A 23,553-nucleotide genomic window follows, 5' to 3' on the forward strand; every position below is an offset into this window, starting at 1 on the left:
TGAGCCGTGTTCCCATCGGTGAGCAGTTGCTCCAGTTCCCTGCGAGCCTTGCGATCAAGTACAATCAAATCATTTGCCATGCCGCGAGTGAATCATGTTCGCGACAAGCTGGGATTCAAATGTCTGTGACAGAACACTAGGTGATGAAGTTGTGCGCTGGCGCGAGGGTAAACCTGCGAAGCTAGGGCGTGCGCGCAACGGATTTTGGCGCGGAAGTACGGCGCCGCGAAATACCCATGTAAGTGGCGTAGTGCTTTTCCCTGATGTCGGCCTATGGGGCCTCCGATCTGAGAAGCTGCAGCCAATTCTAGCGGTCAATCCTTGGGCCAAAGTCCCCCTTCCTGAGTCTCTGAAAGTACTTGGTTTCTTCCAAGTAGAGGACGAAAAGTGGAAATTCAACTCCGGCAAGAATATCGGCGACATTCTTGGCCTCCCGACGCCTTGGCCACCCGAGGAGACTTAAACCTTCGCTACTGCCGGCGTCACCTCCTCGGCCCGCCCTACTGCGTCACCGACTCCACCTCCTGTTCAACGCCCGCCCAGCCTCATTCCCGTTTGGTACGACCGGCGCAAGATGCGCGACACCGGCGGTGCGCAGCCGCGGCGCGCCGATGCGGTAGTTCTTCACCAGCTCCTCGGCGATCGCCTCGGCGCGGCGTCGAGATCAATCGAGATTGCAGGTATACGGCCGTTGGCTGTCGGTGGGCCGACGATGAAGACATTGAGTTGTAACTAATCGTCAGCAACTTCGCCGTATGCGCGAATTTCCAAAGGTTGATACGCTTTCGGAAGCCCGATGCGAAGGAGCAACCATGGCCGGCCCCCACCTCTCCGTCTGGTACAACACCCGCTGCCCCGTCTGTGACGCCGGCATCGACTGGCAGCGCAACAAGCTCTTGGCCGCCGTCCGCGCCGGCCACCTTTCATTTCGCGACATCAACGACGAACCCGCGGCACTTGCCGCTTATGGGGCCTCGCTCGACGATGTGCGCCGCCGCCTGCATGCGACGGACGAATCCGGCCGGCTGATCGTCGGCGCAGATGTTGCGATTGCGATGTGGCAGATAACGCCGGGCGAGGGCTGGCTGTCACAGCTGTTCGGCAATCGCGTGATGCTGCCGGTTACGCGGATTTTCTATGATCGTTTTGCCGATATGCTGTTCGCTTGGAATAAGTGGAAGGGGCATTGGTAGCTCCGCCAACCCCTCCTCAGTGCTGGGCTTGACCCGGCAATCCATCCTTGGAAGATGATGGATGCGCGGATCAAGCCGCGCATGACGAGGGAGCAGCGCATGCCGACCATCGCTTATTTCTACGGCATCGCCATCCGGATGTATTTCGTCGATCACCCGCCGCCTCATTTCTTTGCCAGCTACAGCGGCCATGAAGCCAACGTTTCGATCGAGACCGGAGAGGTCACCGAAGGCCATCTTCCGGCCAACGCTGCCCGTCTCGTGAAGCAGTGGGCACTGGCGCATCGCGGAGAACTGGAGGATAATTGGCGGCGGGCGCGTAGCCGTGCGCCGCTCGTCAAAATTGCGGGTCTCGACAATGATTAAGGTCGCAAGAATCAGGTATCTCGGCGGGCATCGCCTGCGCGCGACGTTCAGCGATGGCATGGCTGGAGACTATGACTTCTCCGCTATTGTCGGCGAAGGCGGTCCGATGGCGGAACCCTTGCGCGATCCGGCCTTCTTCGCGCGTGTCTTTCTCGAAGATGGCGCGCTGACTTGGCCGAACGGTTTTGACGCCGCGCCCGGCTGGCTGCGCCGGGAGATCGAGGCGGCCGGAGCCTTGTCACGCGACGCCGCGGCTTAGACGACGGGTTTTGCAAGCACAGGTTACGCCTCATCCCGGGAAGGCCACGACGTGGCGGTTTGCAAGGATGCGCAATATTTGATTCCTGGGGCTACCGCTTGGCACGCACCGCGACCCGCTCAAACCGCTGCGCCACCCGCCGCGGCGGGCCGCGCGGCGGCTCATCGTCCTTCTGCCGTCGCCCCATCGCCATGATCGCCGTCCCCATTGCGGTCGACCCAAACGTCACCACGAACCCGAACAGCAGCAGGCCGAGCGCGGTGCCGGGCGAGGAGTCCGCGAGGATCAGGTCGCGCAACCCGGCGGGATTGAGCGCCAGCAAGCCGCCGACGAACACCGTCGCCACCGCCGTGCCCGCCGCAAGGTTGATCGCGAGCAACCGGAATAGCGGCACGCGCAGGAAATTGAACCTGTGCGGCTGAGCTTGATCGGACATCTTGGTCATTGGCATCGGCTCACCTGCATTCGCCCCTGTTGCATTCTATCAGAACACCGCCGCCGGTCGAAGGCCTGAAACCGCCCGATCGCGCCGCCCGCCCTACGGCGCCACCAGCTCCACCCGCCGGTTCAACGCCCGGCCGGCCTCGTTGCCATTGGAACCGACCGGCGCCAGATGCGCGACACCGGCGGTGCGCAGCCTTGGCGCGCCGATTCGATAATTCTTCACCAGCTCCTCGGCGATCGCCTCGGCGCGGCGGCGCGACAGATCGAGATTGTAGGCATACGGCCCCTGGCTGTCGGTGTGGCCGACGATGAAGACATTGAGCTGCGCCTCGGCGGCCAGCAGCTTTGCGATCTGCTCCAGGGCGGGGCGGCTTTCGGGCTTCAGCACCGCGCGGTCGGTGTCGAAGTAGATGCCGTAGAGCGCGATGCGGCCGGTTTCGCGCAGGCCCTTCGACATCGCGGCGGCGTCCACCATCTTGTTCTCGATCGCGCGGGTCTCGGCGATGGTGAGCTGCGCGTAGATCTCGCGGTTGTTCTCGCTGACGACGACGCTGGCAAAGATCTCGCGCGCGCCCTCGATCCTGCGCCCGGCGTAGTAGTGATAATTGAAACCGTCGATCCACATCTGCGGGATCGGCAGCGCGTCGATCGCCTCGGTGAAGGGAATGCCGCCGCAGGCGTCGGTCTCGCAGGCCAGCAGCTTTTCGAAACCGATTTTTGTCAGCTGCGTCTCAAAATTCCTGAACACTTCCAGGATGGACGGCCCGGGATTGCTGCGATAGGCGATCCGCGTGACCTTGCCCTCCAGCCGCCGCACATCGGCCGGCTGTCCGTCCTTGAAGGCGGCTGCCTGCATCCGTGCGGCGTCGAAATCCTTCACCTCGTATCCCGTGATCACGCTGCGCGCGAAGCGGCCGACGCCGGGACAATCCCGCGCGCCCGCCACGTCGCGCGTCGCCTGCGCGGCGGCGCCGGTCGGCGCAAGCAGGCAGAGGGCGAGCAGCAGGATGAGCGGTCGGACGATCTGGTGCGGAGCCATCGGAGAATTCCCGGGATTTCAAGAGTCGCCGCAAGGGGTGAGGCGGATCAAAATCGTTCCGACCTGCCCCTCGGCACGGCCATGAGCGGCTTGAAAGGTTGTGCGATGTTGGCATTGTGCCGGTGATTTGCCCGACGTGTCAAAACGGTCGTTTGGTGCGCGCCAAAACATCCATGCCATCAACCCCTTGCTATCTGTGCATGGGGTTGTTTTCGATATTTTTGGTTTGGGGGATCGGAGGGTGGGCGCGGCCCCGCCGGGCCGTGCATGGCGACGACCACAATCCGCCGCATTTCCACGCACGTTATGGCCGGGCGAAAGCCATCGTAACCGCCACGCGGATGGTGCGACAATGGACTCTGGCGCGTAACGCCGAATTGCAGGATAATTGGCAGCGTGCGCGTGCGCACCTGCCGCTGGAAAAGATAGCTGGCCCCGATGCCGACGAATGAATTGCCCATGGTCGATGTGCTGCGCCTGCGGGCGCTCGACGGCCATCGTCTGTGGGTTCGTTTTACGGACGGCAGCGAGGGCGTGCGCGATTTTTCCGACCTTCTCGCCGCCGGCGGACCGATGGTCGAGCCGCTGAAGGCGCCCGATTATTTCGCACGCGCATTCGTCGAAATGGGCGCGCCGACCTGGCCCAACGGCTTCGACGTCGATCCGATCAATCTCTACATGCAATTGCGCGACGCCGGCGCGCTGACGCGCACGGCGGCGGAATAAAGGGTACGACGGGCTTTCCTCACCCAACCGGATTTATCGATGCATATCTTTCGCCTCGCGCTTGTTCTTTGCGGGTCTGCGCTTGTTACCTTCGCATCCCTGAACTCATCAGCCTTCGCCGCCCAATGCGGCAGCAGCGCCGCCGGATATGAGGCCTGGAAGCAGCAATTCGCCGGCGAGGCGCGGGCCAAGGGCATCAGCGCCCCGACCATCTCGGCCCTGATGGCGACCAACTATGCGCAGGCGACCATCAATGCCGACCGCGGCCAGCGCAGTTTTTCGCTGTCGCTCGAACAGTTTCTCGCCAAGCGCGGGGGACCTGCCATCGTCGCGAAGGGACGTAAGCTGAAGCAGTCGCAAGGCGCGCTGTTTGCTTCGATCCAGCAGCGCACCGGCGTGCCGCCCGGGCCGCTGCTCGCGATCTGGGGCATGGAGACGGGTTTCGGCAGCCAGCGCGGCAACCAGAACATGCTCTCGTCGATCGCGACGCTGGCCTATGATTGCCGGCGCTCGGCCTTCTTCACCGAGCACCTTTACGCAGCACTGCAATTGATCGATCGCGGCGCGCTCTCGCCGGCCCAGCGCGGCTCCATGCATGGCGAAGTCGGCCAGACCCAGTTCATGCCGAAAGCCATCCTGGCCTACGGCACCGGCAATCTCGAAAACTCCGCCAACGCGCTGAACTCGACTGCGAATTTTCTGAAAGCCCATGGCTGGCGCGCCGGCGCCGGCTACCAGCCGGGCGAACCCAACTTCGCCGCCATCCAGGCCTGGAACGCCGCCGGCGTCTATCAGAAAGCCATCGCCCTGATGGGCCGCCAGATCGACGGCGGCAAGTGAAGGCGGCGGAGGTGAAGCCAGTTCCGCCGTCGTCCCGGACCAGCGAGCAAAGCGAGCGCCGATCCGGGACCCATACGCCGTGACGACGTTGTCGGGCGGGATGGTTGACGGCTTCGCTTCAACAATTGCCGCCGGTGGTTATGGGTCCCGGATCGGCGCTCGCGCTGCTCGCTTGTCCGGGACGACGAGTTGAGTGCGAATACACCTGCCTCGCGCTGCTTTCTCATGGCATAACCAACACAAATCGGGCCGTCACAAGGGATTCGCATGCGCAAGCTTCTACTGGCCGTTTCGTTCTGCACCGTCCTCGCCACGCCATCCTACGCAGCGCGCTGCGGCGGCGATTTCAACACGTTCGTGGCGGCGATGTCGGCCGAGGCGCAGGCGGCGGGGGTTTCGCCGGCGGTGATTTCGCAGGCGCTATCCGGCGTGACGCAGGATCCGAAGGTGCTGGCCTTCGACCGCCGCCAGCGCGGCACCTTCAACAAGACCTTCGAGCAATATGTCTCGACCCGGGTCGGGCCGGGGCGCATCAACATCGGCCGGCAGATGCTGCAGCGTCACGCCGCCCTGCTGGCGCGGATCGAGAAGCGTTTCGGGGTGCCGCCCGAGATCATCGTCGCGATCTGGGGGCTGGAATCCGATTACGGCAAGGGCGACATCGGCAAGATGCCGGTGGTCCGCACGCTCGCCACCATGGCGCATGATTGCCGCCGCACCGAATTGTTCCAGGGCGAGTTGCTGGCGGCGCTGAAGATCGTGCAGCGCGGCGATCTGCCGCTGACGGACATGATCGGCGCCTTCGCCGGCGAAATCGGCCAGACGCAATTCCTGCCGTCGTCCTACCTCAAATACGGCGTCGATTTCGACGGCAACGGCCATGTCGACCTGCGCCACAGCATCCCCGACGTGCTCGCCTCCACCGCCAACCTGCTGCACGTTTCCGGCTTCAGGAACGGCCAGCCCTACAGCGAGGGCACGCCGAATTTCGAAGCGATGCGCGAATGGAACCGGGCCACGATCTATCGCAAGACCATCGGGTATTTCGCCGATCAGCTGGTCGGAAGGTAGGGCAGCTCCGTCGTCCCTGCCTAGTGCGCAATTGCGCACGGGGCGCAGGGACCCATACGCCGCGGCCTATCGGTGAGATGCCGGTGTTGGACATCTTCCTGCAACAACGGGCGCTCGGGATTATGGGTCCCTGCGTTCGCAGGGACGACAGCTGAATTAGCTGAGGCAACTCCGCAACCTCACTTCCCCGCCTTCGCCATCTTCTCGATCTTGCGCGCCAGCACCGCCCAATAGGTGCCGGGGCGAAAACGCTGCAGCAGGTCCATATAGCGGGCGTCATTGCCGATCAGGATGCGCGGCTGGTTCTTCTCGATGCCGACAATGATCCGCTTTGCTGCGGCCGCCGGTGTAGTTTTGGCCACCGCATCGAACCGTTCGATCGACTGCGCCCGGCGGGCATTGTCGGTCATGCCGACGCCGGGGCGGGAGTTGCGGGCGATGTTGGTGGCGACGCCGCCGGGATGCACCACCGAGAGGCGCACCGGGCTGTTCGCCATCGCCAGCTCGTGCCGCAGGCTTTCCGAAAAGCCGCGCACCGCGAATTTCGCCGCGCAGTAGGCGGTCTGGCCGGGCGGCGCGATGATGCCGAAAATCGAGGAGAGGTTGACGATGTGCGCCTCGGGCTTTTTCGACAGATGCGGCAGGAAGGCGCGGGTGCCGTGCACCACGCCCCAGAAATTGATGTTGAAGAGCCATTCCATCTGCGTCTGGTCGATCTCGTCGAACATCCCCATCAGCGCCACCCCGGCATTGTTGATGACGATGTTGAGGACGGGATGGGCGGCGATCGCCGCTTGCGCGAACGCTTCGATCTCCTTGGGCATGCCGACATCGACGGTATGCACCGTGACCTTGCGCTGGTGCGCCTTGGCGATCTCGGCGGCCAGCGTCGCAAGTCCCGCTTCGTCGCGGTCCGCCAGCGCCAGATCGCAGCCGCGCGCGGCCAGTTCGAGCGCCAGCGCCCGGCCGATACCACTGGCGGCGCCGGTGACGGCCGCCGCACTTCCGGGAATCGCAGTCATCAGATGTCACTCCAGGCGAGGAAGGCAAATGCCGGTCAACCCTTATCCGGCTGGCGGATTTTGGCAACCGGACGGGCGCGTCGGCTTCCTCGGCCGCCGTCAGCGTGATAGGGCTAGAACCATGTCGTGGTCCTTCCTGCTGACGTCGCTGATCGTGGTCGCCTCGCCCGGCACCGGCGTGCTCTACACGCTGGCGGCGGCGCTGACACGCGGCTCGCGGGCCAGCATCGCCGCGGCGTTCGGCTGCACGCTCGGCATCGTGCCGCATATGCTGGCCGCCATGCTCGGCCTCGCCGCGGTGCTGCACACCAGCGCGCTGGCGTTCGCGGTGCTGAAATATTGCGGGGTGGCTTATCTGTTGTACATGGCCTGGCAGGCGCTGCGCGAGCAGGGCGCGCTGGCGGTCGATGCAAGGGCCGATGCAAGGGCCGATGCAAGGCTGGACGGCCGCTCCAGCCGCCGCGTGGTCGTCACCGGCATCCTGATCAACATCCTCAATCCGAAGCTGTCGATCTTCTTCCTCGCCTTTCTGCCGCAGTTCATCGCAGCCGACGAGGGCCATCCGCTGGCGCGAATGCTGGAACTGAGCATAGCCTTCATGGCGATGACGTTCGCGGTATTCGCGCTCTACGGCCTGTTCGCGGCCTCGGTCCGCGACCGCATCGTGAGCCGGCCCAGGGTGATGACCTGGCTGCGCCGCAGTTTTGCCGCCGGCTTTGCCGCGCTCGGCGCGAGGCTGGCGCTGGCGGAGCGGTAGGCGTTCGGCCCATCCCCACCCGTCATTGCGAGCGAAGCGAAGCAATCCATCTTTCTTGAAACGATAAGAAAGATGGATTGCTTCGTCGCAAGCGCTCCCTTGCGCAAACGCTTCGCGTTTGTCGCAGGCAATGACGGGTGGGGGTGCAGTTGCCGTCCCGAAAATCAAAAAAGCGGGCCCAGGGCCCGCTGCTTTACCAAAGAATGTTTCGCTTCGGCTGGATGCCCGGGCGGGGCCGAGGCTCCACCCGGGCAGAAACGTTACTTCTTGGCCTTCTTCTTCTTTGTTGCCTTCTTAGCCTTCTTAGCCTTCTTCGCTTTCTTAGCCATAGCATCCTCATTGGGTTTAATGGGTGGAAACGCGACACGAGGCTTGCTCGGGGAGGGCTTAGCCTCGCAACAGCCTCAATCGTCATCCGAGCAGATTCGCGCCCGACTGCCTCGCGCCGTCACGCCGGTGTCATTGTGTTATCCACAGCTGTTATGCATTTTCGGGCACCTTTCAGCCGCGCCATGCATTCCGCGCCGCCCCGTCACGGTTAACAGCGCGCCAATGCGAGCCGCGCAACTGCGTCGATCCGGTACAGGCTGACGGTGCGATGGTGCGCCGCGCAATCTTCATGATTTCAAAACCACGGTGCGGATTGCCTTGCCTTGGTGAGGGTCCGTTAAGCCACGCGGGCGCAGTTTACCCGCAAGAACACGGGGACTTCGATGGGTGGGTTGTTGGATAACAGGGGAGACGGGACGATGCGCGTTCTGGCTTCGCGATGCTGAGCGTACCGACGCTGTGGACGGCGTTCATCATCAATTTTCTCGCGCTGGGCCTGATCTGGGCCTACGTCACCCGGAGCTATCCGAAATTCGCGGCAGCGCCGTACTGGACCGCTTCGGCATTTGCCGCAGCCCTCGGTGCATCGCTGGCCAGCCTGCGCATCGTGGTGGATTCGCTGCTGCCGTTGTTGGCCGGCGGCACCGTGCTGATCATTGCCTCCTGCCTGGCAGCGATGGGCGTCAGGCGGTTCTACGACCGGCCGGTCGGCTGGCGCCAGACCGCGCTGATCACCGGACTGGGCACCGCGGGCATGACCTTCTTCGCCTTCGGCTATGACCACCAGCCGATCCGGATGTTCATCTATTCGGTCGCCCAGGTATTGCCGTTCGCGCTGACCCTCAAACTGTTGCTGGCGCGGGAGAACGGACGGGTCAACGCCGGCGCCCGGCTCGCGGCCACCGTCGCCATTCTCATCATCGCCATCTATGGCATGCGCGTGCTCAGCAACGTGATGCAGGTCGGCGGCGAGTTCTCCTTCCTCCGTTTCACCCCGGTTCATTCGATTTCGATCCTGGTGCTGATGTTCCTGTCGATGTCTTGGAATTTCGGCTTCCTGCTGATGGCGATGGACCGGCTGCGCAACGAGGTCGCCGACCTCGCGCTGCTCGACGACCTCACCGGCGTCGGCAACCGGCGGCATCTGCTGCAGCGCCTGACCGAGGAATGTGCCCGCTCGGAACGCTCAGGCGAATCCTTCGCGCTGCTGGTGATCGACCTCGATGGCTTCAAGGCGATCAACGACACCCATGGCCACGCCGCGGGCGACGCCTGCCTGCAGCACTTCACCCTGATGGCGCAGACCCGGTTGCGGCCCGGCGACATGCTGGCGCGCACCGGCGGCGACGAGTTCTGCGTCGTGCTGCCGTCCTCGACGCTGCGGGAAGGGGCGATGATCGCGCGCCGCATCCTCGATGTCTGCCGCGAGGACGCGGAAGCCTGCGTCGGCGCCGATATCCCGATCTCGCTCTCGATCGGTGTCGCGCAATGGACCCGCGAGATGGGCGCTTTCCCGGACCGGGTGATCGCCGCCGCCGACCATGCGCTCTACGCCGCCAAGAAGGACGGCAAGAACCGCCACGCGATTTACGATCCCGCCCCGCCGCTGGCGCCCGGGATCGATCCCGCTTCGATGCCGGAACGCGCCCTGCGCCTGCATGCGTGAAGTCAAAAGCGTGCTAAACGCTGCATCATGAACATCCGCCTCATTGCGATGGCGCTTTGCGCCGTCGTCATCGCCACGCCGGCCACGGCCCAGACATCCGACCTCGCGGCTGTCGCGCGCGCGGCGGGCACGCCCGATATTCCCGGCCTGAAGATGGTCTGGCTGGCGCCGTGGGGCGAGGTTTCAAAAGCCCACCCCTGGAAGAACATCATCGTGCACCAGACCGAGGGGCCGGCCGGTTCGGCGCGCGGCGGCGCGCAACTGCAATCGAAAAATCCGACGCGGCGCGGCGTCACGGTCTGGGTCGAGACCGACGGCACGGTGTACTGGGCGGTGGCGGAGCATCTGGTGCCGACCCATGGCGACGGCGCCAACCGCAACGACAACAAGTACATCGACAACCGTCCGACCTTTCGCCAGGTGGTCGGCAGCAATTCGATCGGGGTGGAATTCGCCGGCAATTATCCCGACGTGACGCGCGGCGCCACCGAGGCGCAGATCGCGGCGTGGCGGATCCTGCTCAAGGTGCTGCGGACACGCTACGGCATCCCGCTCGAACGGGTCTATGCGCATAACTGGATCGACTACAAGGACGCGCGCTATTGCGAAGGCTGCGCGCTGGCGAAACTGGCGAGGGAGTGGGGGGAGTAGCAGCCCAAACAAAAATATCGAAAACAACCCCATGCAAAGAATGGCTGGTCTGGCGGCACGCTTCCCGGCACAAGATATAGTATGTGGGCTTCCGGTATCTTGCTGACGTCCGTCGTCCCCGCGAACGCGGGGAGCCATAATCCCGGTCGTCGAAGTTATGACGAGTGCCAAAGAAAAGCAGCGGCACCGCTGCTCTCATCTTCTGCACGGCGTATGGGTCCCCGCGTTCGCGGGGACGACGGTAGTGATGAAGCACTTCACCCACCCAACAAAAAAGCCGGCGTTTCCGCCGGCTTTCGTTATTCGTTCGCTGTGCCGCGCTGATCAGTGCGCGGCTTCCAGCGCGGCCTGTTCCTGCCGGGCGATGGTGCCCTTGACCGCCGACTGCACCTTCTCGAAGGCGCGGACTTCGATCTGCCGCACGCGTTCGCGCGACACGCCGAATTCGGTGGCGAGGTCTTCCAGCGTCATCGGGTCTTCCGCCAGGCGCCGCGCCTCGAAGATGCGGCGTTCCCTTGGGTTGAGCACGCCGATGGCGCCGTTCAGCGCCTGACGGCGATGATCGAACTCCTCGTGCTCGGCCATGATGGCTTCCTGGTTGGGCGAGTTGTCGACCAGCCAGTCCTGCCATTCGCCGGCTTCGCCGTCGTCTCGGATCGGCGCGTTGAGCGACGCATCGCCGCCGAGACGGCGGTTCATGTCGATCACGTCCTGGGCCGTGACGCCGAGGCGCTTGGCAATCAGCTTCACCTGGTCGGGGTGCAGATCACCCTCGTCCAATGCGGAGATCTTGCTCTTCGCCTTGCGCAGGTTGAAGAACAGCTTCTTCTGGTTCGCGGTGGTGCCCATTTTCACGAGCGACCACGAACGCAGGATGTATTCCTGGATCGAAGCCTTGATCCACCACATCGCGTAGGTGGCGAGCCGAAAACCCTTTTCGGGCTCGAACCGCTTCACCGCCTGCATCAGGCCGACATTGCCTTCCGAGACGACCTCGGAAATCGGCAGGCCGTAGCCGCGATAGCCCATGGCGATCTTGGCCACGAGCCGGAGATGGCTGGTGACGAGGTGATGTGCCGCGTCGCGATCGTCATGCTCGCGCCAGCGCTTGGCGAACATGTATTCCTGCTGGGGTTCCAGCATCGGAAATTTGCGGATCTCGGCCAGGTAACGGGACAGGCCGGATTCTCCGTTGAGAACCGGCAAGGTAGCTGTACGGGCCATTCTAGCGCCCTCCAGTGGTTCAGGCCCCCGATAGCGGCGGGCCCGGCAGACGAGCGCTGTGTTAAAGCCGCCCGGGCTGCGATGTTCCGCGTTGGATATTCAACGCAGGTGCAACATACACCAAATCGGGGGATATAGGGAAGGATTGCTGACGTCACGTCCGCGTGTGGGTGGTATAACCTGTTGGTATAACTGATCTTTATCCAGCGGCCTGCGTCATAGCGCCGCTCGGAGGGCGTTTCGCAGGAGAAGCAGGTCCTGCGGCAGGGGGCTTTCCCAGTGCAAAATTTCCCCGGTTTGGGGGTGTTCCAGCGCCAGGAGGTATGCGTGTAACGCCTGCCGGCCGAGGGCGGTCAGCGCCGCCTGGCTTTGGGGGCCGAGGTGGCTGGACTTGGTCTTGAAGTGCGGGCCGTAGACGGCATCGCCCAGCAGGGGATGGCCGATATGGGCCAGATGCACCCGGATCTGATGGGTGCGGCCGGTCTCGAGCTGGCAGGCCAGCAGCGCCGCGACCGGTTTGCCGTCGCGCCCGTTGAAGGTTTCGAGGATTTCCCAGTGGGTGATGGCCTCGCGGCCGCTATCGCGCACCGCCATCTTTTCCCGGGCGAAGGGATGCCGGTCGATCGGCGCATTGACGGTGCCGCGTAGCCGGTTCGGCACGCCCCAGACCAGCGCCATATAGCCGCGCCGCATCTCGTTGGTGCGGCCGTGGTCGGCGAACTGCTCGGTCAGCGATTTGTGCGCGCGGTCGTTCTTGGCCACCACCATCAGCCCTGTGGTGTCCTTGTCGAGCCGGTGCACGATTCCGGGCCGTTTGACGCCGCCGATGCCGGAAAGGCTGGCGCCGCAATGGGCGATCAGGGCGTTGACCAGCGTGCCGGTCTCGTGGCCGGCGGCCGGATGCACCACCAGCCCTTTGGGCTTGTTGATGACGATAATGTCGTCGTCCTCATGGACGATATCGAGCGCGATATCCTCGCCCGCGGGCTCGGCGGCGACCGCCTCCGGCACGTCGATTGTGATCGTATCGCCTGACGCGACATGATAAGCGGGGTCGCGGATGGGGGCGTTTTTGAGGGTGACGGCGTCAGCCAAAATAAGCGCCTTCAGCCGCGAGCGCGACAATTGCGGCAGCCTGACCGCGAGCACGCGGTCGAGCCGCACCGATCCCTCGTCGCCGGCAACGATGACCTCCAGCCTCTGACCGCTATTCGACGCCGAGCCGTGTTCCATTTGCCTTGAGAGCCTTGTAAATAAAGAGCCTTGCATGACCGAAGAAGTTGCGCCGCCCGAACCGACACCCGAACAGGCTGCGCTGTTCGCGCGGGTGCGGCGGCTGATGCTGATTGCGGGGCTGACCACGGCCCTGGCCGTCGGCGCCGTCCTGATCGCCATCGGCTACCGCCTTTTTCGGTCAGAGGGAAGCGTTGTCGCCACCGACACCACCTCGATGCTGCCGAAAGGCGCCCGGATCGTCTCAACCGGCATCGCCGGCGACCGCCTGGTGGTGACGCTGGATGTCGGCGGCGTCACCGAAATCCGCACTTTCGACGCGAAGACGCTCAAGCCGGCCGGAAAGCTGAAATTCGTCAACGAGCCGTGAAATGGTGCCGTGATGGCCGGGCCGTCCTTACCCTCCCCTGGAGGGGGAGGGTCGGCTCGCATCGCAAGATGCGAGACGGGGTGGGGTGATCTCTCAACGCGGGCACCGCCTGAAACGAGAGACTTTCACCCCACCCCGCCGCTCATTTCATTCGCGCCGACCCCAGAGCGAGCTTCGCTCGTCTCGCCCCCTCCAGGGGAGGGTAAGAAAGACCGCGGCTGATACCCAGGGTTTGACGGGTATTCCCGATCCAATCCCGCCTTGCAGCCGGCGGATTTCAAGGCTATTGGCTGAGCCAACGCTCCCTTCGTCTAGCGGTTAGGCAACTTATATACCCCTTCGAACCTACCATGTGTGTAAGTGGCTGGGTTTTGCAGTGGTAGGCCTACCAAAAGGGTTCGTTCTACATCTGCTCCGGTAGGTTTCTCCCACCGAAGCTCCGTTCGTCTATCGGTTAGGACAGGGCCCTCTCAAGGCTCAAAGGCGGGTTCGATTCCCGCACGGAGCGCCAGGTTTCAGCGCGGTTCATAGCTTCTGACGATCTTGCCCAGCGCATCCAGAAAGCCCGGATCGGCGATGGGGCGACCATCCTTGAGCTTCACGCCCTTATGCGACGTCGCCTGGAGATGCTTGGCCTTCATCTTCCTTGGATCGATGAAGTCGCGGATGGATTCGACTTCCGCGTCGGACAGGGCGAGGTCGTCGGCGGGAGCGAGCGATACACCTTCGATGCGGATCGGGATGTTCGTCTGGTCCTGCTTCACGATGTTGAGTTGCCTGTATAGGCTCCGGTTCTGAGCCATCAACAGCACGACCTGATGTCGCACGACCGGGTTTTCGATCAACAGAATGTCGTGATCCCCGATCACCCCCACGTCGGTGCCGCGTTTCCGCGGAACGGAGGAGGCGACCATAGCGACCGCCACCGTCTCCCACTTCCTGTACAACAACTGATACAGGTTCTCGCCGCCGCGCTTGTTGCGGATGGTCGACTCGCCGATCTCGGAGTCCGCGATCGCGGCATACGTCTTCATCACCTGAGGGATCGTCAGTCTAAGCTGGGCCTTGCAGACGATGTGCCTACACGCCTCGTCGAACTTGCGGAGCTTATATCTGACCTTCTCCGAGGAGGCCCGCGCCAGCACGGTCTCCAGATGTTCGCTAGTTTCATTCAACAGATTTTCGATCGCAATCTTCGTCATTTCGCACTCTCCAAAAACAAAACAAGAAAGCCGCTCTGGACCCACCAGGGATCAATCGATTGACCCCGGACTCCCCGTCACGCTCAGACCCTGGCACCGCCGTGCTCGTCCGCAAGGGACGCTACGCTCTTCGCCCTTGCGGACTGCGCGCGTCGTCGCCGGACGGGTCGCGCGACGGCGGCTCCGGGGATCAATTGAAAGAAAACGATGCCGGGCCAAGACCGGCTTTCTCAGACCAACCATCGCATTCCACTCCTTCGGACCTCGGACGCCGGCGGACGCGCGACGGCTTCGGCGAAGACGCTCCGCCGCCCCACCAGCACGACCTGGCGTTCGGCGCGGGTAATCGCTGTGTAGACCCAGGACCTGTCCAACAGACGGCTCGGATAGATCGGCACCACGATGCGCGGAGCGCTGGATCCCTGGCACTTGTGACAGGTCACCGCGTACGCATGATCGAGGAACAGGAGCTCCTCGCCGCCCAATGTCTTGCGGTCGGCATCGCCGTCGAACACGACGTCGACCGTCCGCTCTTCCGGCGTCACGCCGACAACGCGGCCGAACAGGCCATTGAACAAGCCCAGGCGATAGTCGTTGCGGCCATAGATCACGGAATCCCCGACCGCGAACCGCAGCCCAAAAAATCCTCTGGTCGTCGGAGCCAAACCGTGAATAGCCGCGTGGCGACGTTCGTTCACCTCGCCGACGCCGGCCGGTCCGTCCCTGGTCGACGTGACGACCAAAGCCTCGTCGCCCAATTCATCGCAGAGTCCATCGACGGCGCCTGCGAGCTCCGCCTCGGCCGCATCCATGAAGTAGATCCCGTCCGCCTTTCCCCGATACGCCCGAAGATCCGGCACACGGCCTTCGCGAACGGCTGCGGCCGCCGCGGGAATTCCGGTTACCTCTGCCTGTCGATGGATTTCGTGCAGGCGCGAGGCGATCGCGTCGTCCTCGACCAGCCGGTGATAGACCAGCCCAAAACCCACGGGAGGCAACTGCGCCTCGTCGCCGACGAACAGAATACGTCCACCCAACGGCATCCGCCTGGCGATCGCCATGACCGTCGGCAGATCCACCATCGAAGCCTCGTCGATCACCAGCAGCGTGCGCGACGTCAAACGGCAAAGCTCCTGCAGCCTGGCACGCTGCTTCGGCGTGCCGCCGTCCTCGTCGCCGCCGACTTCCTCCTCGAGTTCATCGCGCTCCGCGAGTTCGGCCAGCGTCCGCGCGAGAGTGCGGGCAAGCCGGCCCGTCGATCGCGACAGACGCAGCGCGGCCTTGCCCGCCAGCGCACACAGGACGACGTCGCCTCCCTGCCGTGCCCAGAGATCGCACAGCACCCTGCATGCGTACGTCTTGCCCGTGCCGGCGCCGCCCGCAAGGCAGGAGAGCGGACGCGACAGTATCGCCGCCACGGCAGCCCGCTGGTCGGAAGAGAGGGGTCTGGAGGCGTCTTCGGCCTGCGAGATGAAGTCGGACCATCCGCTGGCCGACCTGGGCGCCGGAAGGCCCTCGCCGCCCACCTGGAAGGCCTTCAGCACTTGGACTAGGCCGTCCTCGATCGCGGCGGCTCCCGGCGCGCGCAACAGGTCGCCTTTCTCGACCACGGCGCCGTTGCGGCGCGCGATGTCCAGCAGCACGGTCGAGGCGGGCGCGGGCCCGAGCAGACGCACCATCTCGCCGGCGAAGCGCTCCGCCGACGATGCAGTGTCGCCGCGACGAAGCATCCGCTTGACGATTTCATCAGCCGCACCGGTGATGCGGCTGGCGTCGGAACGAGGGTCGCGGCCCTGTTCGATCAGCAGCCGGCGGCCGATGGGATCGAGACGGCCCCACGACAGCAGCGGGACCATCGAATAGGGATTGGCCGCCAAGCGCTCGACCGCCGCCTCGCCGAGGATGCGATGCAGCCGCCTGACGACCTTCAAATCGTCCACGCCTTGCTGGGCGAGCCAGTCGACGAGAGCGGCTTCACCCGCGGCGTCCCGCCAGGCGCTTACGGCCATCAAGGCCAGACGGTGGGCCAGCACTGGCCGCTCAGGATCGAGCGCAGCGGCGATGTCGTCGACTGCGCCGTCATCCGCCAACACTTCGGCCAAGTTGGCTCCGAACGTTTGCCAGAGCCGGTCGGCACGCATCTGCCCGATGCCGGGAACGTGCTCGGCCACGAAACGTACGATCATCCGGCCCGACGGCAGAAGACGCCGGCCGGCAGTCGCCTCGACCTGAAGGCCGCCGGAGGTCTCGACGGCGACGCCTGCAATCTCCCAGGTGTCGCCGACAGACGGAACGCCAAGCAACCGATCGAAGGTCCCCCGCACGCGCAGACGCCTACCCGCTGTCGGATCCCGGCCAAGCAGGCGGCCGGCGAAGATCACGCCGAACGGACGTTCCGAAACGATGCTGTCCACCGCCACCCTCATGGCCGCACCACCGCGGTCCGCAGGACCTGCCCCGTCTCCTCGAACATCCGCAATTGCTCGCGGAGGCCTTCGATCTCGCGGCGCTGTCTCTCGATCACGGAGGCCTGTTCGGCGACCAACTTGGACAGATCGTTCGATCTCGCCTCGGTCCGACGGACGTGAGCGACCGCCTCCCGTTCGAGTTCTTCCGACGGCATCCGTCCGCCGATCGGCTTCAGGCCTTGCTCGAAGGCCACGGCGTTGACGAGGGATTTCAGTTCGGGCCGCTTGAAGAGATGCTGCTGACGGGCCGCTCCAATTCCCGATTCCTCGGCAATCGCGAGCACGTTCACCTTGTCGTCGCTCAACACCGGCAGCGTAGGCAGGCGGGCGCCCTCGGGCTGGTCGAGCCACGCCTGCACCTGGCGGGCCAGGTATGCGCGAAGGGTGTCGAGCAATTCAGGAAGAACGGACGCTGTCATAGGTTACTCCGCAGCGATGTCGATGAGTGCAGCCGGACGCGGCAGCGACAGACGTTCGATCGGTCGACCGACGGCGGCGGCCGCCACCGTCTCCAGCTTGTCCTGCAGTCCGAGGTCGGCGAGCGACTTCCGGCCCTCGATCACGTTCTGGGCTTCGGCGGCGCCCAACTCCACCAATAGCATCTGCGCGAGCGCATCGGCGGCCTTGCGGCGTTCGGCGGCGGTGAGCGGAGACAGCGTGATGGGAACGTAACCGTTGCTGTAGAGAGCCTTGTTGAGGAACTCGTCGCGCTCGGCCTCCAGGTCGGCGGAGGCGAGCGAAGGAAACCAACGCGAAGCCTGGACGACGGCATCGACGATCTCAAACCGGGTCGATTCCCGGACTGCGAACTGGGGAACACCATCCTCTCCGAGCAGCATCGGCAGCTTGACTTCGCCGTCCGGGTCGCCCGACGCGATGATCGTCCGGATCTTCTCCAGCAGGAAGACGGTCGCATGCACGTCGGCCAGCGCCTGATCCCGAGCGTCACCGTCGGAAGCCAACATCTCATCGAGCACGACGATGCGGTCGGTCAGCGAGCGCGGCGCCTCCAGCGCGAGCGAACGCCGCTCCGCCTTGAGCGCCTCGCTCTCGGCGGTCACTTCGTCGATCCGCTTCGAAAGCGAATCGACCTTCACGAAGATCGCGCTGGCGTGCGCCCACAACGGGATCATGAACGGCAAACCGGTCACGAAGAACCTGCACCGCACGCAGTTGCGGGGACCGCCCGATACTTCCTTATAGGTTGACCTGTCGCGCCCATTCTTTTCCTTCTTGGTGTGCACGATCTCGCCGCCGACGTGGCACAGCGTCCCTCCGTTCGGACAGATGCCCAGATCGAACCTGCTCCAGCCGGTCGGCTCTCCGTAGGACGGTCCCTTCATCTGCCCCAAACCGTCGTCCGACAGGCGCGCAGACATCCGCATCGCCTCGGCGATGGTGGCGGACTTCAAGAAATTGGTGAAGCGATCCTTGGACTCGAGCATCACCTTCGTGCGCGCGTCGTTGAGTATCTGGTTGACGTGGGCGGGGTCGAACTTGGTGTAGCGCAGGGTCATCAGAATCGTCGCGTGTCCGGCGACGAGCTTGCTTAGAACGCCGATCGGAACGCCGGCCAGGTGCAGGGCCGTCAACGTCGAGGACCGCATGCCGTGCATCGTGAAGATCGCCGCCGTCGGCTGGCCGGAGTGATTGCGCTCGGTGATGATCCTCACCGCTCCCGCTGGATCCTCCTCGCGCAGCCGCCGCTCCATTTCGTCCAAGGCTTCCAGGAAGAACGACCACACTACGAAGTAGGACGGAGGCGCTTCCCGTGCGCGGTGATGGTCGACGTTGAGGGGATAGCGGAACAGATAGAAACGCGCGGGAAGGACCGCCCTGACCGACCGGCTGGGTTCCTCACCCTTGAACACGGCCGGCGATACCGCTTCGTACTCGAGAGGCCCGGATACCGGATTGTACTTCTCCTGCCAGCGGCGCATCGCCACCAGATTGTCGATGAGCTCTTCGTGCTGCCAGGGAATTTCGTAGCCGCTGGTCTCGTCGAACAGGCTCGCGCGGTCCTGCGTCTTGTTGCTGTTGATCCAGAACCCCGTAATGGTGCCAATCTCGGTCGCGATCTCGCGCAGAACGCCGCGACGGGCGTTCACAGCCTTGTTCGATCTCCAATATCCGGCGAGCGGTCCCGTCGCGTCCTTCCACGTCCGGGAGACCGGATCGTACTCGCGCTCGTCACCTTCGCCGCTGTCGAGGCGTCGCGCCTGAATGTTGCGCAAAGGAAGCTCGAGCAGCAACAGCAGCAGCCTCGGCACGACCTCGCAGAAGACCCGCTCGATCTTCTGAGTCTCGGGATTGGTCCATGAGACCCAGTACGCCGGCACCCCGCCGACGTTATTGATCACCGACTTGGGCCATGCGAAATCGTTCTCGGTGATGATCTGCCTGAGGAGGCGATGATACCGGGTCGGCATCGGTCGCGCCGCGACCTCTCCGCTGCCCGACGTCGCGCGCGGGATGGCCTTGATGAACTGCTCGACGTCGAACCGCGTCCATTCCAGCTTGACGGTCTCGCCTTTGCCCTGCGCGTGACCGTGACAGTACCATTCCGCGAAGTCCATCAGCTTCGCCATGGACAGGCCACGTGAAATCGGCTTCCTCCACGTCCTGCCGAACTCGACAAGCTCCCTGATCCTCGCGCGGCCGAACACGCGCTCCGGAACGGTTTCCTCGGGCGGGAGAGTTCGCAGATGATCGGTCAGCAGCCGCGACGCGTACCGCGCATTCTTCTTCGTTTTGATCACGCTCTCGTCGAGCCATGTCTCGAAGGCCTCTTCGATCCAGGCCAGATGAGGATGCGACAGGACGATCGGCGGGACGCGCGGGCCGGCCTTGATACGCCGCGCAGGGTTGAGGATGCTCGCACCGTACATCTGGTTCCCGGACAGGGCGGCCATGAACCGCGTGAACCGCGTGAGGGACCGCCTGTTCGACTGAGCGGTCCAACCCGCCCAGACACCGTCGATCTGGAGGGCGGCGACCACCGCAAACACGTGCTCCTGACCAAGGTTGGCGAAGTCCTTCAGACCGAGGGTCGCGAGGCGTACGGTCATGAACACGCGCCAGAGCTCGCTGCTGCGATCCTGCCTGATCGTGTCGGGATAGCCGCAATTCTCGAAGGCTGCGGTCCCTTCGATGGAGTCGCGGAGCGCGAACATCGGAGGGTCGATCTCCTCGATCGAGCCGAAGAATATCAGGGATCTCCCTTTCCCTAAGACGGATTTGTTGAACTGGACGCCTACGGGCCAAAGGATCAGCTGCTGCGCGTGCAGATCGTACAGTTCGGCGACGACCTCGCGCACGGGTTCGGTATTGACATCCTTGCCTTGAGGGGCCGCCCGATAACGCCGAACAAGCTCGTCGACGACCACTGCGGTCGCCTCTAGATCCTGACCGGGGGTGTCCGGAACGAGGGCGAAGTGCGTAAGCGACCGGTTGAACCAGGCGCCGTTGATCTTCGAGTCCGCGACGACCGTGAATTCACTCAAGCGGACCTCCATGCAGAAGAGACTCATTCAGGCGCAGCAGCGCCGCGGCGGTGTCCTCGCCCAGGGTCGCGACGGGTCGCTCTCCGTCCTTCACCCGCTGCTGGGCCGCGCGCAGTTGCTCGTTGATCTCCGCAGACATGGGGATCGTGTAGATGGTCTGGGACAGCAGGTTGACGTGATGCAGGCCCTGCCGGATCACCTCGGGGTGGACGCCGAGCTTCTGCATCGTGTGCCCGTAGAGGTGCCGCAGCCCGTGCGTGGTCGTGCCGGCGCCCTTTTCGTAATCGAGATCCAGCCGCCGCACGGCGGCTTCGTGATTCCGTTCGTAGGCCTTCTCCGAATACGGTTCGCCCGGCAATCCCGTCACCGGATTGATCTCCTCCGACACGAACAGGAAGGGATGATCGCGGCCACCCAGGTCGCGGCGTCTTTCTATGATGGCCGGCCGGACGAACCGGATGTAGGCGAGATACAAGGTCCAGAACAGCGCGCCGGCGGCGGGATCGATCCAGAAGATGAAGGACTGATGGTCCCGATTCAGCGCCATGCCCTTCCAGCCGACATGGTAGTGCCCGCGCTTGACGACGTTGCGCGCCTTCAGTCCGTAGAACCGCGCCAGCATCTCCTTGCGCTGGATCCAGGTCCGGGCGCCCGACGACGGGTCGGTCCACTCCACATAGGCTTCTTCCGGATGGTTCAGCACGACGAAGGCATGCCCCAGAAGCTCCGGGTCTTCGTTCTCCCTCACGTCATTCAGCCAGAGGTGAAGCCCCTCCGACCTCCGGAGACCGCCCCATCCGTCCAGCAGAGCCATCATCATGTCGCGGATGTTGTAGCGGGCGAATACATTCGGATCGGTCGAGGCCCCGGGGCGCAGATGCCCCTTCCACAACAGCGCTTCCGCCAGTTGCGGCGGAAAGAACTTGGCGGCCTCCGTCTCCTTACCGCCGCCAGTGCGGGGAAGCTCGACGCGGCTCCTCACCGTCGAAGTCGGCGCCGCCTTGAGGTGCCTGAGCATCGAGATGCGCCGCATGCGCGACCACATCAGAAGCCGCGTCGCGTGTTCCGCCGTTCCGGGAATCAAGGGGACTTCGTCGCGGGCAATCGGCGAAACCACATCCTCGTGCGTCGAGCACCATTCGGCGAAGTCTTCTATGCTCCGGACAAGGCCCTGGGCGCGCCTGACGGGAATGGACGGCCACATCAAGTCCCGCACGCCGGCATGCTTCGACTCGAACGTCCCTTCGATGAGGGCGTAGGCGAATTCTTTCAACAACCGATCCGGCGACCATCCGCTGTTCCGGTTGGCGACCGAAAAGTCCCACAGCAGACCCAGCCCCCGCGCCCGCGTATCCTGCCACGAACGAGACCGATGCCTGAATTGCCGCTGGTACCTGACGAAGGGTAGATAGGGTTCGACGGTCCCGTCCGGACGCTGCAGAATCAGCACCCGCGCCGTGAACGACGCATGCATGTCCTGGAACGACCTCACCACCGAAGCATGGTGAAGCGGTTGCGGCTCGCTGAGGAGCCGCAACGGAAACTTCATCGTCATGGGAAAAGCCGCCCCGTGCGGGGTTCGTCCCCGCTTGATGTTCAAAACGCCACTCAACATACGAACGCGAACCTGAACAATGATTAAGAGCCGGAGACACTTCCGGCAGTGGTCAACGAATCCTTGAAATAACGGTACTCAGAGCCTCGGTGGTGGCAGGAACTCCTCTCCTTCGAGGGCGTCCAGCAGCGGGCGGAAGCCACAGACCTGCTCCTCCTCGAACGGCGTCTTTTCGTGGACCATGGTCGCGGTCGCCGAGACCAGGTCCGTGGCCATCTCCCGCGCGTTCGGAGACATCTCCTCCATCTCCAGCGCGACCGAGCGCAGGATGCACCAGGCCCTCGGATCGAGCACCGAGACGGTCGCGGCCCGGCCAGTCCGGTCGATCACGACGGAACGGACCGGAGGTTGCTCCAAGGCCCACCTCGGCACGTCGGCGGCGAACGAGCTTTCATAGCCATCCACCATCCGCTCCAGGGACGAGAGAGTGAACAAGTGGATTTTGAGGTTTTCCTCGGTGCGAAGGACGGCGAGGTCGTGTCCGCGGCCGCGACCGGGGCGGACCGGAATCTTGGCTCGCCGCAACACCGCCGCGAGTTCTTCGATCCGATCCGCGGCGCGCATGTCGTCGACCACCAGGTCGAGACCGTCGTCCGGCAGGACATCCCGGGACAGCAGCGAGCCCATCTCGTTTTCGTAGGCGAACACGCATGCGTCACCGGCGAGCGTCAATCGGTCGAGCAGATCCGAGGTGCCTATCGCCCGCAGGACGGCGCCGACCTCGCTCGGTGCCCGCGTCAGCCGCAGCGCCCGGGCCATCCGCGCCTGCTCGGCCATGACCGGTCTCAGGACGGCGATGCGTTCGTCGAGTTCGGCACGCTCCTTCATGAACGCGTCGTAGATCGCCTCGTTCTCGGGCGTGCGGCGACCGAGCGAGGTCGCCTTCTTCTCGCCGGTGAGGGGATCCTGGCGATAACGCGTCAGGTACTGATGATTCTTGGCCGTCAGCCACTGCATCCCGCCGGCGTACGCATCGCGGGCCCGCAGCACGTCGCCGTAGTCGGCGACCGTGGCGCGCATGGTCTCGGCCAAGCGGCGCTGCTCTCGGCTCATGGGGACGTACAAGGCGTTTTACCTCAATTAGGAAATGTTATCTGGTGGTATAAACTTGTTTTGCAAGGTCTGCGAGTCAAATGTTCCAGCGGGCGCCCGGCCACGGCCGAGCATCTTTCGCAACGCTGCAACCTCGGCGAGCCGCCGGCATGGACCCTGCGGCCGGAGCGGTATCTGAGCGAACCGTGCTTTCTGGGGACGTATACGTCGAAGGAAGAGGCCTTCGCGCGGGGTCCGTCGGCGTCACGCCGTCGGGGCTTCTACACCTAAGGCGGACCGATGCGGTGCTCGCAGGATACCTTGAGCCTCTGGTCGTTCGAGCACGTCCAGATAATCCCGACAAAGGAATGCGGATGGGCTTCTGCCGAGGCCGGCAGCCGCCGTGCCGGTTTTGGTATGGTAGGTTGGTATGGTAGGGAAGGGTACGCTTTCGTCTCCGCACCACGCAAAAAGACTGCTCAGACCGCCGAAAACAGATTGGTTTGGTAGAAAATGGTAGCCTCGACGAGGGTCATATTAGG

General features: G+C 64.1%; 21 protein-coding genes and 1 tRNA gene. 11 read left to right on the forward strand and 11 right to left on the reverse strand.

The genetic code is table 11. The features are described 5' to 3' along the window. The first annotated feature begins 812 nt into the window (after positions 1-812). From Q7U29_RS00170 to Q7U29_RS00180, 3 genes are all read left to right on the forward strand, one after another. Complete coding sequence (locus tag Q7U29_RS00170; RefSeq protein ID WP_304737218.1) at positions 813-1,193, forward strand: thiol-disulfide oxidoreductase DCC family protein; 381 nt, start codon at positions 813-815, stop codon at positions 1,191-1,193. A 99-nt stretch (positions 1,194-1,292) separates the two neighbouring features. Continuing rightward, the gene (locus Q7U29_RS00175) at positions 1,293-1,559 is read left to right on the forward strand and encodes a DUF4160 domain-containing protein (RefSeq protein WP_304737220.1); all 267 of its coding nucleotides are present in this window, start codon (positions 1,293-1,295) and stop codon (positions 1,557-1,559) included. Next, positions 1,519-1,818 (forward strand): DUF2442 domain-containing protein, encoded by a 300-nt coding sequence (locus Q7U29_RS00180; RefSeq protein WP_304737221.1) that lies wholly within the window; start codon positions 1,519-1,521, stop codon positions 1,816-1,818. Before Q7U29_RS00175 ends, Q7U29_RS00180 begins: the two co-directional genes overlap by 41 nt. 91 nt (positions 1,819-1,909) lie before the next feature. On the opposite strand, the gene Q7U29_RS00185 is transcribed toward Q7U29_RS00180, so the two are convergent. Together Q7U29_RS00185 and Q7U29_RS00190 are read right to left on the reverse strand one after the other, a co-directional pair. Then, complete coding sequence (locus tag Q7U29_RS00185; protein ID WP_304737222.1) at positions 1,910-2,263, reverse strand: hypothetical protein; 354 nt, start codon at positions 2,261-2,263, stop codon at positions 1,910-1,912. Positions 2,264-2,356: 93 nt separating this feature from the next. Beyond that, positions 2,357-3,301 (reverse strand): OmpA family protein, encoded by a 945-nt coding sequence (locus Q7U29_RS00190; RefSeq protein WP_304737223.1) that lies wholly within the window; start codon positions 3,299-3,301, stop codon positions 2,357-2,359. Positions 3,302-3,739: 438 nt separating this feature from the next. On the opposite strand from Q7U29_RS00190, the gene Q7U29_RS00195 reads away from it, so the two are divergent. The 3 genes from Q7U29_RS00195 (at position 3,740) to Q7U29_RS00205 (ending at position 5,938) form a co-directional block, all read left to right on the forward strand. Next, on the forward strand, positions 3,740-4,027 hold the full coding sequence (locus Q7U29_RS00195; RefSeq protein ID WP_304737225.1) for a DUF2442 domain-containing protein: 288 nt from the start codon (positions 3,740-3,742) through the stop codon (positions 4,025-4,027). A gap of 39 nt (positions 4,028-4,066) precedes the next feature. Beyond that, positions 4,067-4,867 carry a lytic transglycosylase domain-containing protein gene (locus Q7U29_RS00200; protein ID WP_304737227.1) on the forward strand — a complete coding sequence of 267 codons (801 nt, stop codon included), beginning with the start codon at positions 4,067-4,069 and terminating at the stop codon, positions 4,865-4,867. 267 nt (positions 4,868-5,134) lie between these two features. Further along, positions 5,135-5,938 carry a lytic transglycosylase domain-containing protein gene (locus Q7U29_RS00205; RefSeq protein WP_304737228.1) on the forward strand — a complete coding sequence of 268 codons (804 nt, stop codon included), beginning with the start codon at positions 5,135-5,137 and terminating at the stop codon, positions 5,936-5,938. A gap of 179 nt (positions 5,939-6,117) precedes the next feature. On the opposite strand, the gene Q7U29_RS00210 is transcribed toward Q7U29_RS00205, so the two are convergent. Beyond that, positions 6,118-6,960 (reverse strand): SDR family oxidoreductase, encoded by an 843-nt coding sequence (locus Q7U29_RS00210; protein WP_304737230.1) that lies wholly within the window; start codon positions 6,958-6,960, stop codon positions 6,118-6,120. 121 nt (positions 6,961-7,081) lie between these two features. On the opposite strand from Q7U29_RS00210, the gene Q7U29_RS00215 reads away from it, so the two are divergent. From Q7U29_RS00215 to Q7U29_RS00225, 3 genes are all read left to right on the forward strand, one after another. Continuing rightward, positions 7,082-7,717, forward strand: a complete 636-nt coding sequence (locus Q7U29_RS00215; protein ID WP_304737231.1) for a LysE family translocator — start codon at positions 7,082-7,084, stop codon at positions 7,715-7,717. 769 nt (positions 7,718-8,486) lie between these two features. Next, positions 8,487-9,713, forward strand: a complete 1,227-nt coding sequence (locus Q7U29_RS00220; RefSeq protein ID WP_304737233.1) for a GGDEF domain-containing protein — start codon at positions 8,487-8,489, stop codon at positions 9,711-9,713. Between the two features lie 27 nt (positions 9,714-9,740). After that, positions 9,741-10,364, forward strand: coding sequence for an N-acetylmuramoyl-L-alanine amidase (locus Q7U29_RS00225; RefSeq protein WP_304737234.1), 624 nt, complete (start codon positions 9,741-9,743; stop codon positions 10,362-10,364). 324 nt (positions 10,365-10,688) lie between these two features. Here the strand turns inward: Q7U29_RS00225 and rpoH are convergent, their stop codons facing one another. Continuing rightward, positions 10,689-11,588: an RNA polymerase sigma factor RpoH gene (gene rpoH / locus Q7U29_RS00230; protein WP_304737236.1), complete on the reverse strand. Its 900-nt coding sequence runs from the start codon at positions 11,586-11,588 to the stop codon at positions 10,689-10,691. Positions 11,589-11,804: 216 nt separating this feature from the next. Then, on the reverse strand, positions 11,805-12,857 hold the full coding sequence (locus Q7U29_RS00235) for an RluA family pseudouridine synthase (RefSeq protein WP_370691669.1): 1,053 nt from the start codon (positions 12,855-12,857) through the stop codon (positions 11,805-11,807). On the opposite strand from Q7U29_RS00235, the gene Q7U29_RS00240 reads away from it, so the two are divergent. Both Q7U29_RS00240 and Q7U29_RS00245 read left to right on the forward strand, forming a co-directional pair. Continuing rightward, on the forward strand, positions 12,856-13,191 hold the full coding sequence (locus Q7U29_RS00240) for a hypothetical protein (RefSeq protein ID WP_304737238.1): 336 nt from the start codon (positions 12,856-12,858) through the stop codon (positions 13,189-13,191). The genes Q7U29_RS00235 and Q7U29_RS00240 overlap by 2 nt on opposite strands. A 436-nt stretch (positions 13,192-13,627) precedes the next feature. Next, a tRNA-Glu gene (locus Q7U29_RS00245) sits at positions 13,628-13,702 on the forward strand. A gap of 4 nt (positions 13,703-13,706) precedes the next feature. Here Q7U29_RS00245 and gmtX read toward each other — a convergent pair. The 6 genes from gmtX to Q7U29_RS00275 form a co-directional block, all read right to left on the reverse strand. Further along, the gene (gene gmtX, locus Q7U29_RS00250) at positions 13,707-14,393 is read right to left on the reverse strand and encodes a gamma-mobile-trio protein GmtX (protein WP_304737239.1); all 687 of its coding nucleotides are present in this window, start codon (positions 14,391-14,393) and stop codon (positions 13,707-13,709) included. 230 nt (positions 14,394-14,623) lie between these two features. Continuing rightward, the gene (locus Q7U29_RS00255; protein WP_304737240.1) at positions 14,624-16,807 is read right to left on the reverse strand and encodes an ATP-dependent RecD-like DNA helicase; all 2,184 of its coding nucleotides are present in this window, start codon (positions 16,805-16,807) and stop codon (positions 14,624-14,626) included. Between the two features lie 8 nt (positions 16,808-16,815). Continuing rightward, a complete protein-coding gene (locus Q7U29_RS00260) occupies positions 16,816-17,280 on the reverse strand; it encodes a hypothetical protein (protein ID WP_304737241.1) in 465 nt (154 codons plus the stop codon). Positions 17,281-17,283: 3 nt separating this feature from the next. Then, positions 17,284-20,364 carry a VPA1269 family protein gene (locus Q7U29_RS00265; protein ID WP_304737242.1) on the reverse strand — a complete coding sequence of 1,027 codons (3,081 nt, stop codon included), beginning with the start codon at positions 20,362-20,364 and terminating at the stop codon, positions 17,284-17,286. Continuing rightward, positions 20,357-21,919, reverse strand: coding sequence for a hypothetical protein (locus Q7U29_RS00270; protein ID WP_304737244.1), 1,563 nt, complete (start codon positions 21,917-21,919; stop codon positions 20,357-20,359). The genes Q7U29_RS00265 and Q7U29_RS00270 overlap by 8 nt, the downstream gene beginning before the upstream one ends. Positions 21,920-22,057: 138 nt before the next feature. Then, positions 22,058-23,011 carry a GSU2403 family nucleotidyltransferase fold protein gene (locus Q7U29_RS00275; protein WP_304737245.1) on the reverse strand — a complete coding sequence of 318 codons (954 nt, stop codon included), beginning with the start codon at positions 23,009-23,011 and terminating at the stop codon, positions 22,058-22,060. Positions 23,012-23,553: the final 542 nt, after the last annotated feature.

The sequence above is a fragment of the Bradyrhizobium sp. genome (assembly GCF_030654605.1).
In the GTDB taxonomy this organism is placed as follows: domain Bacteria; phylum Pseudomonadota; class Alphaproteobacteria; order Rhizobiales; family Xanthobacteraceae; genus Bradyrhizobium.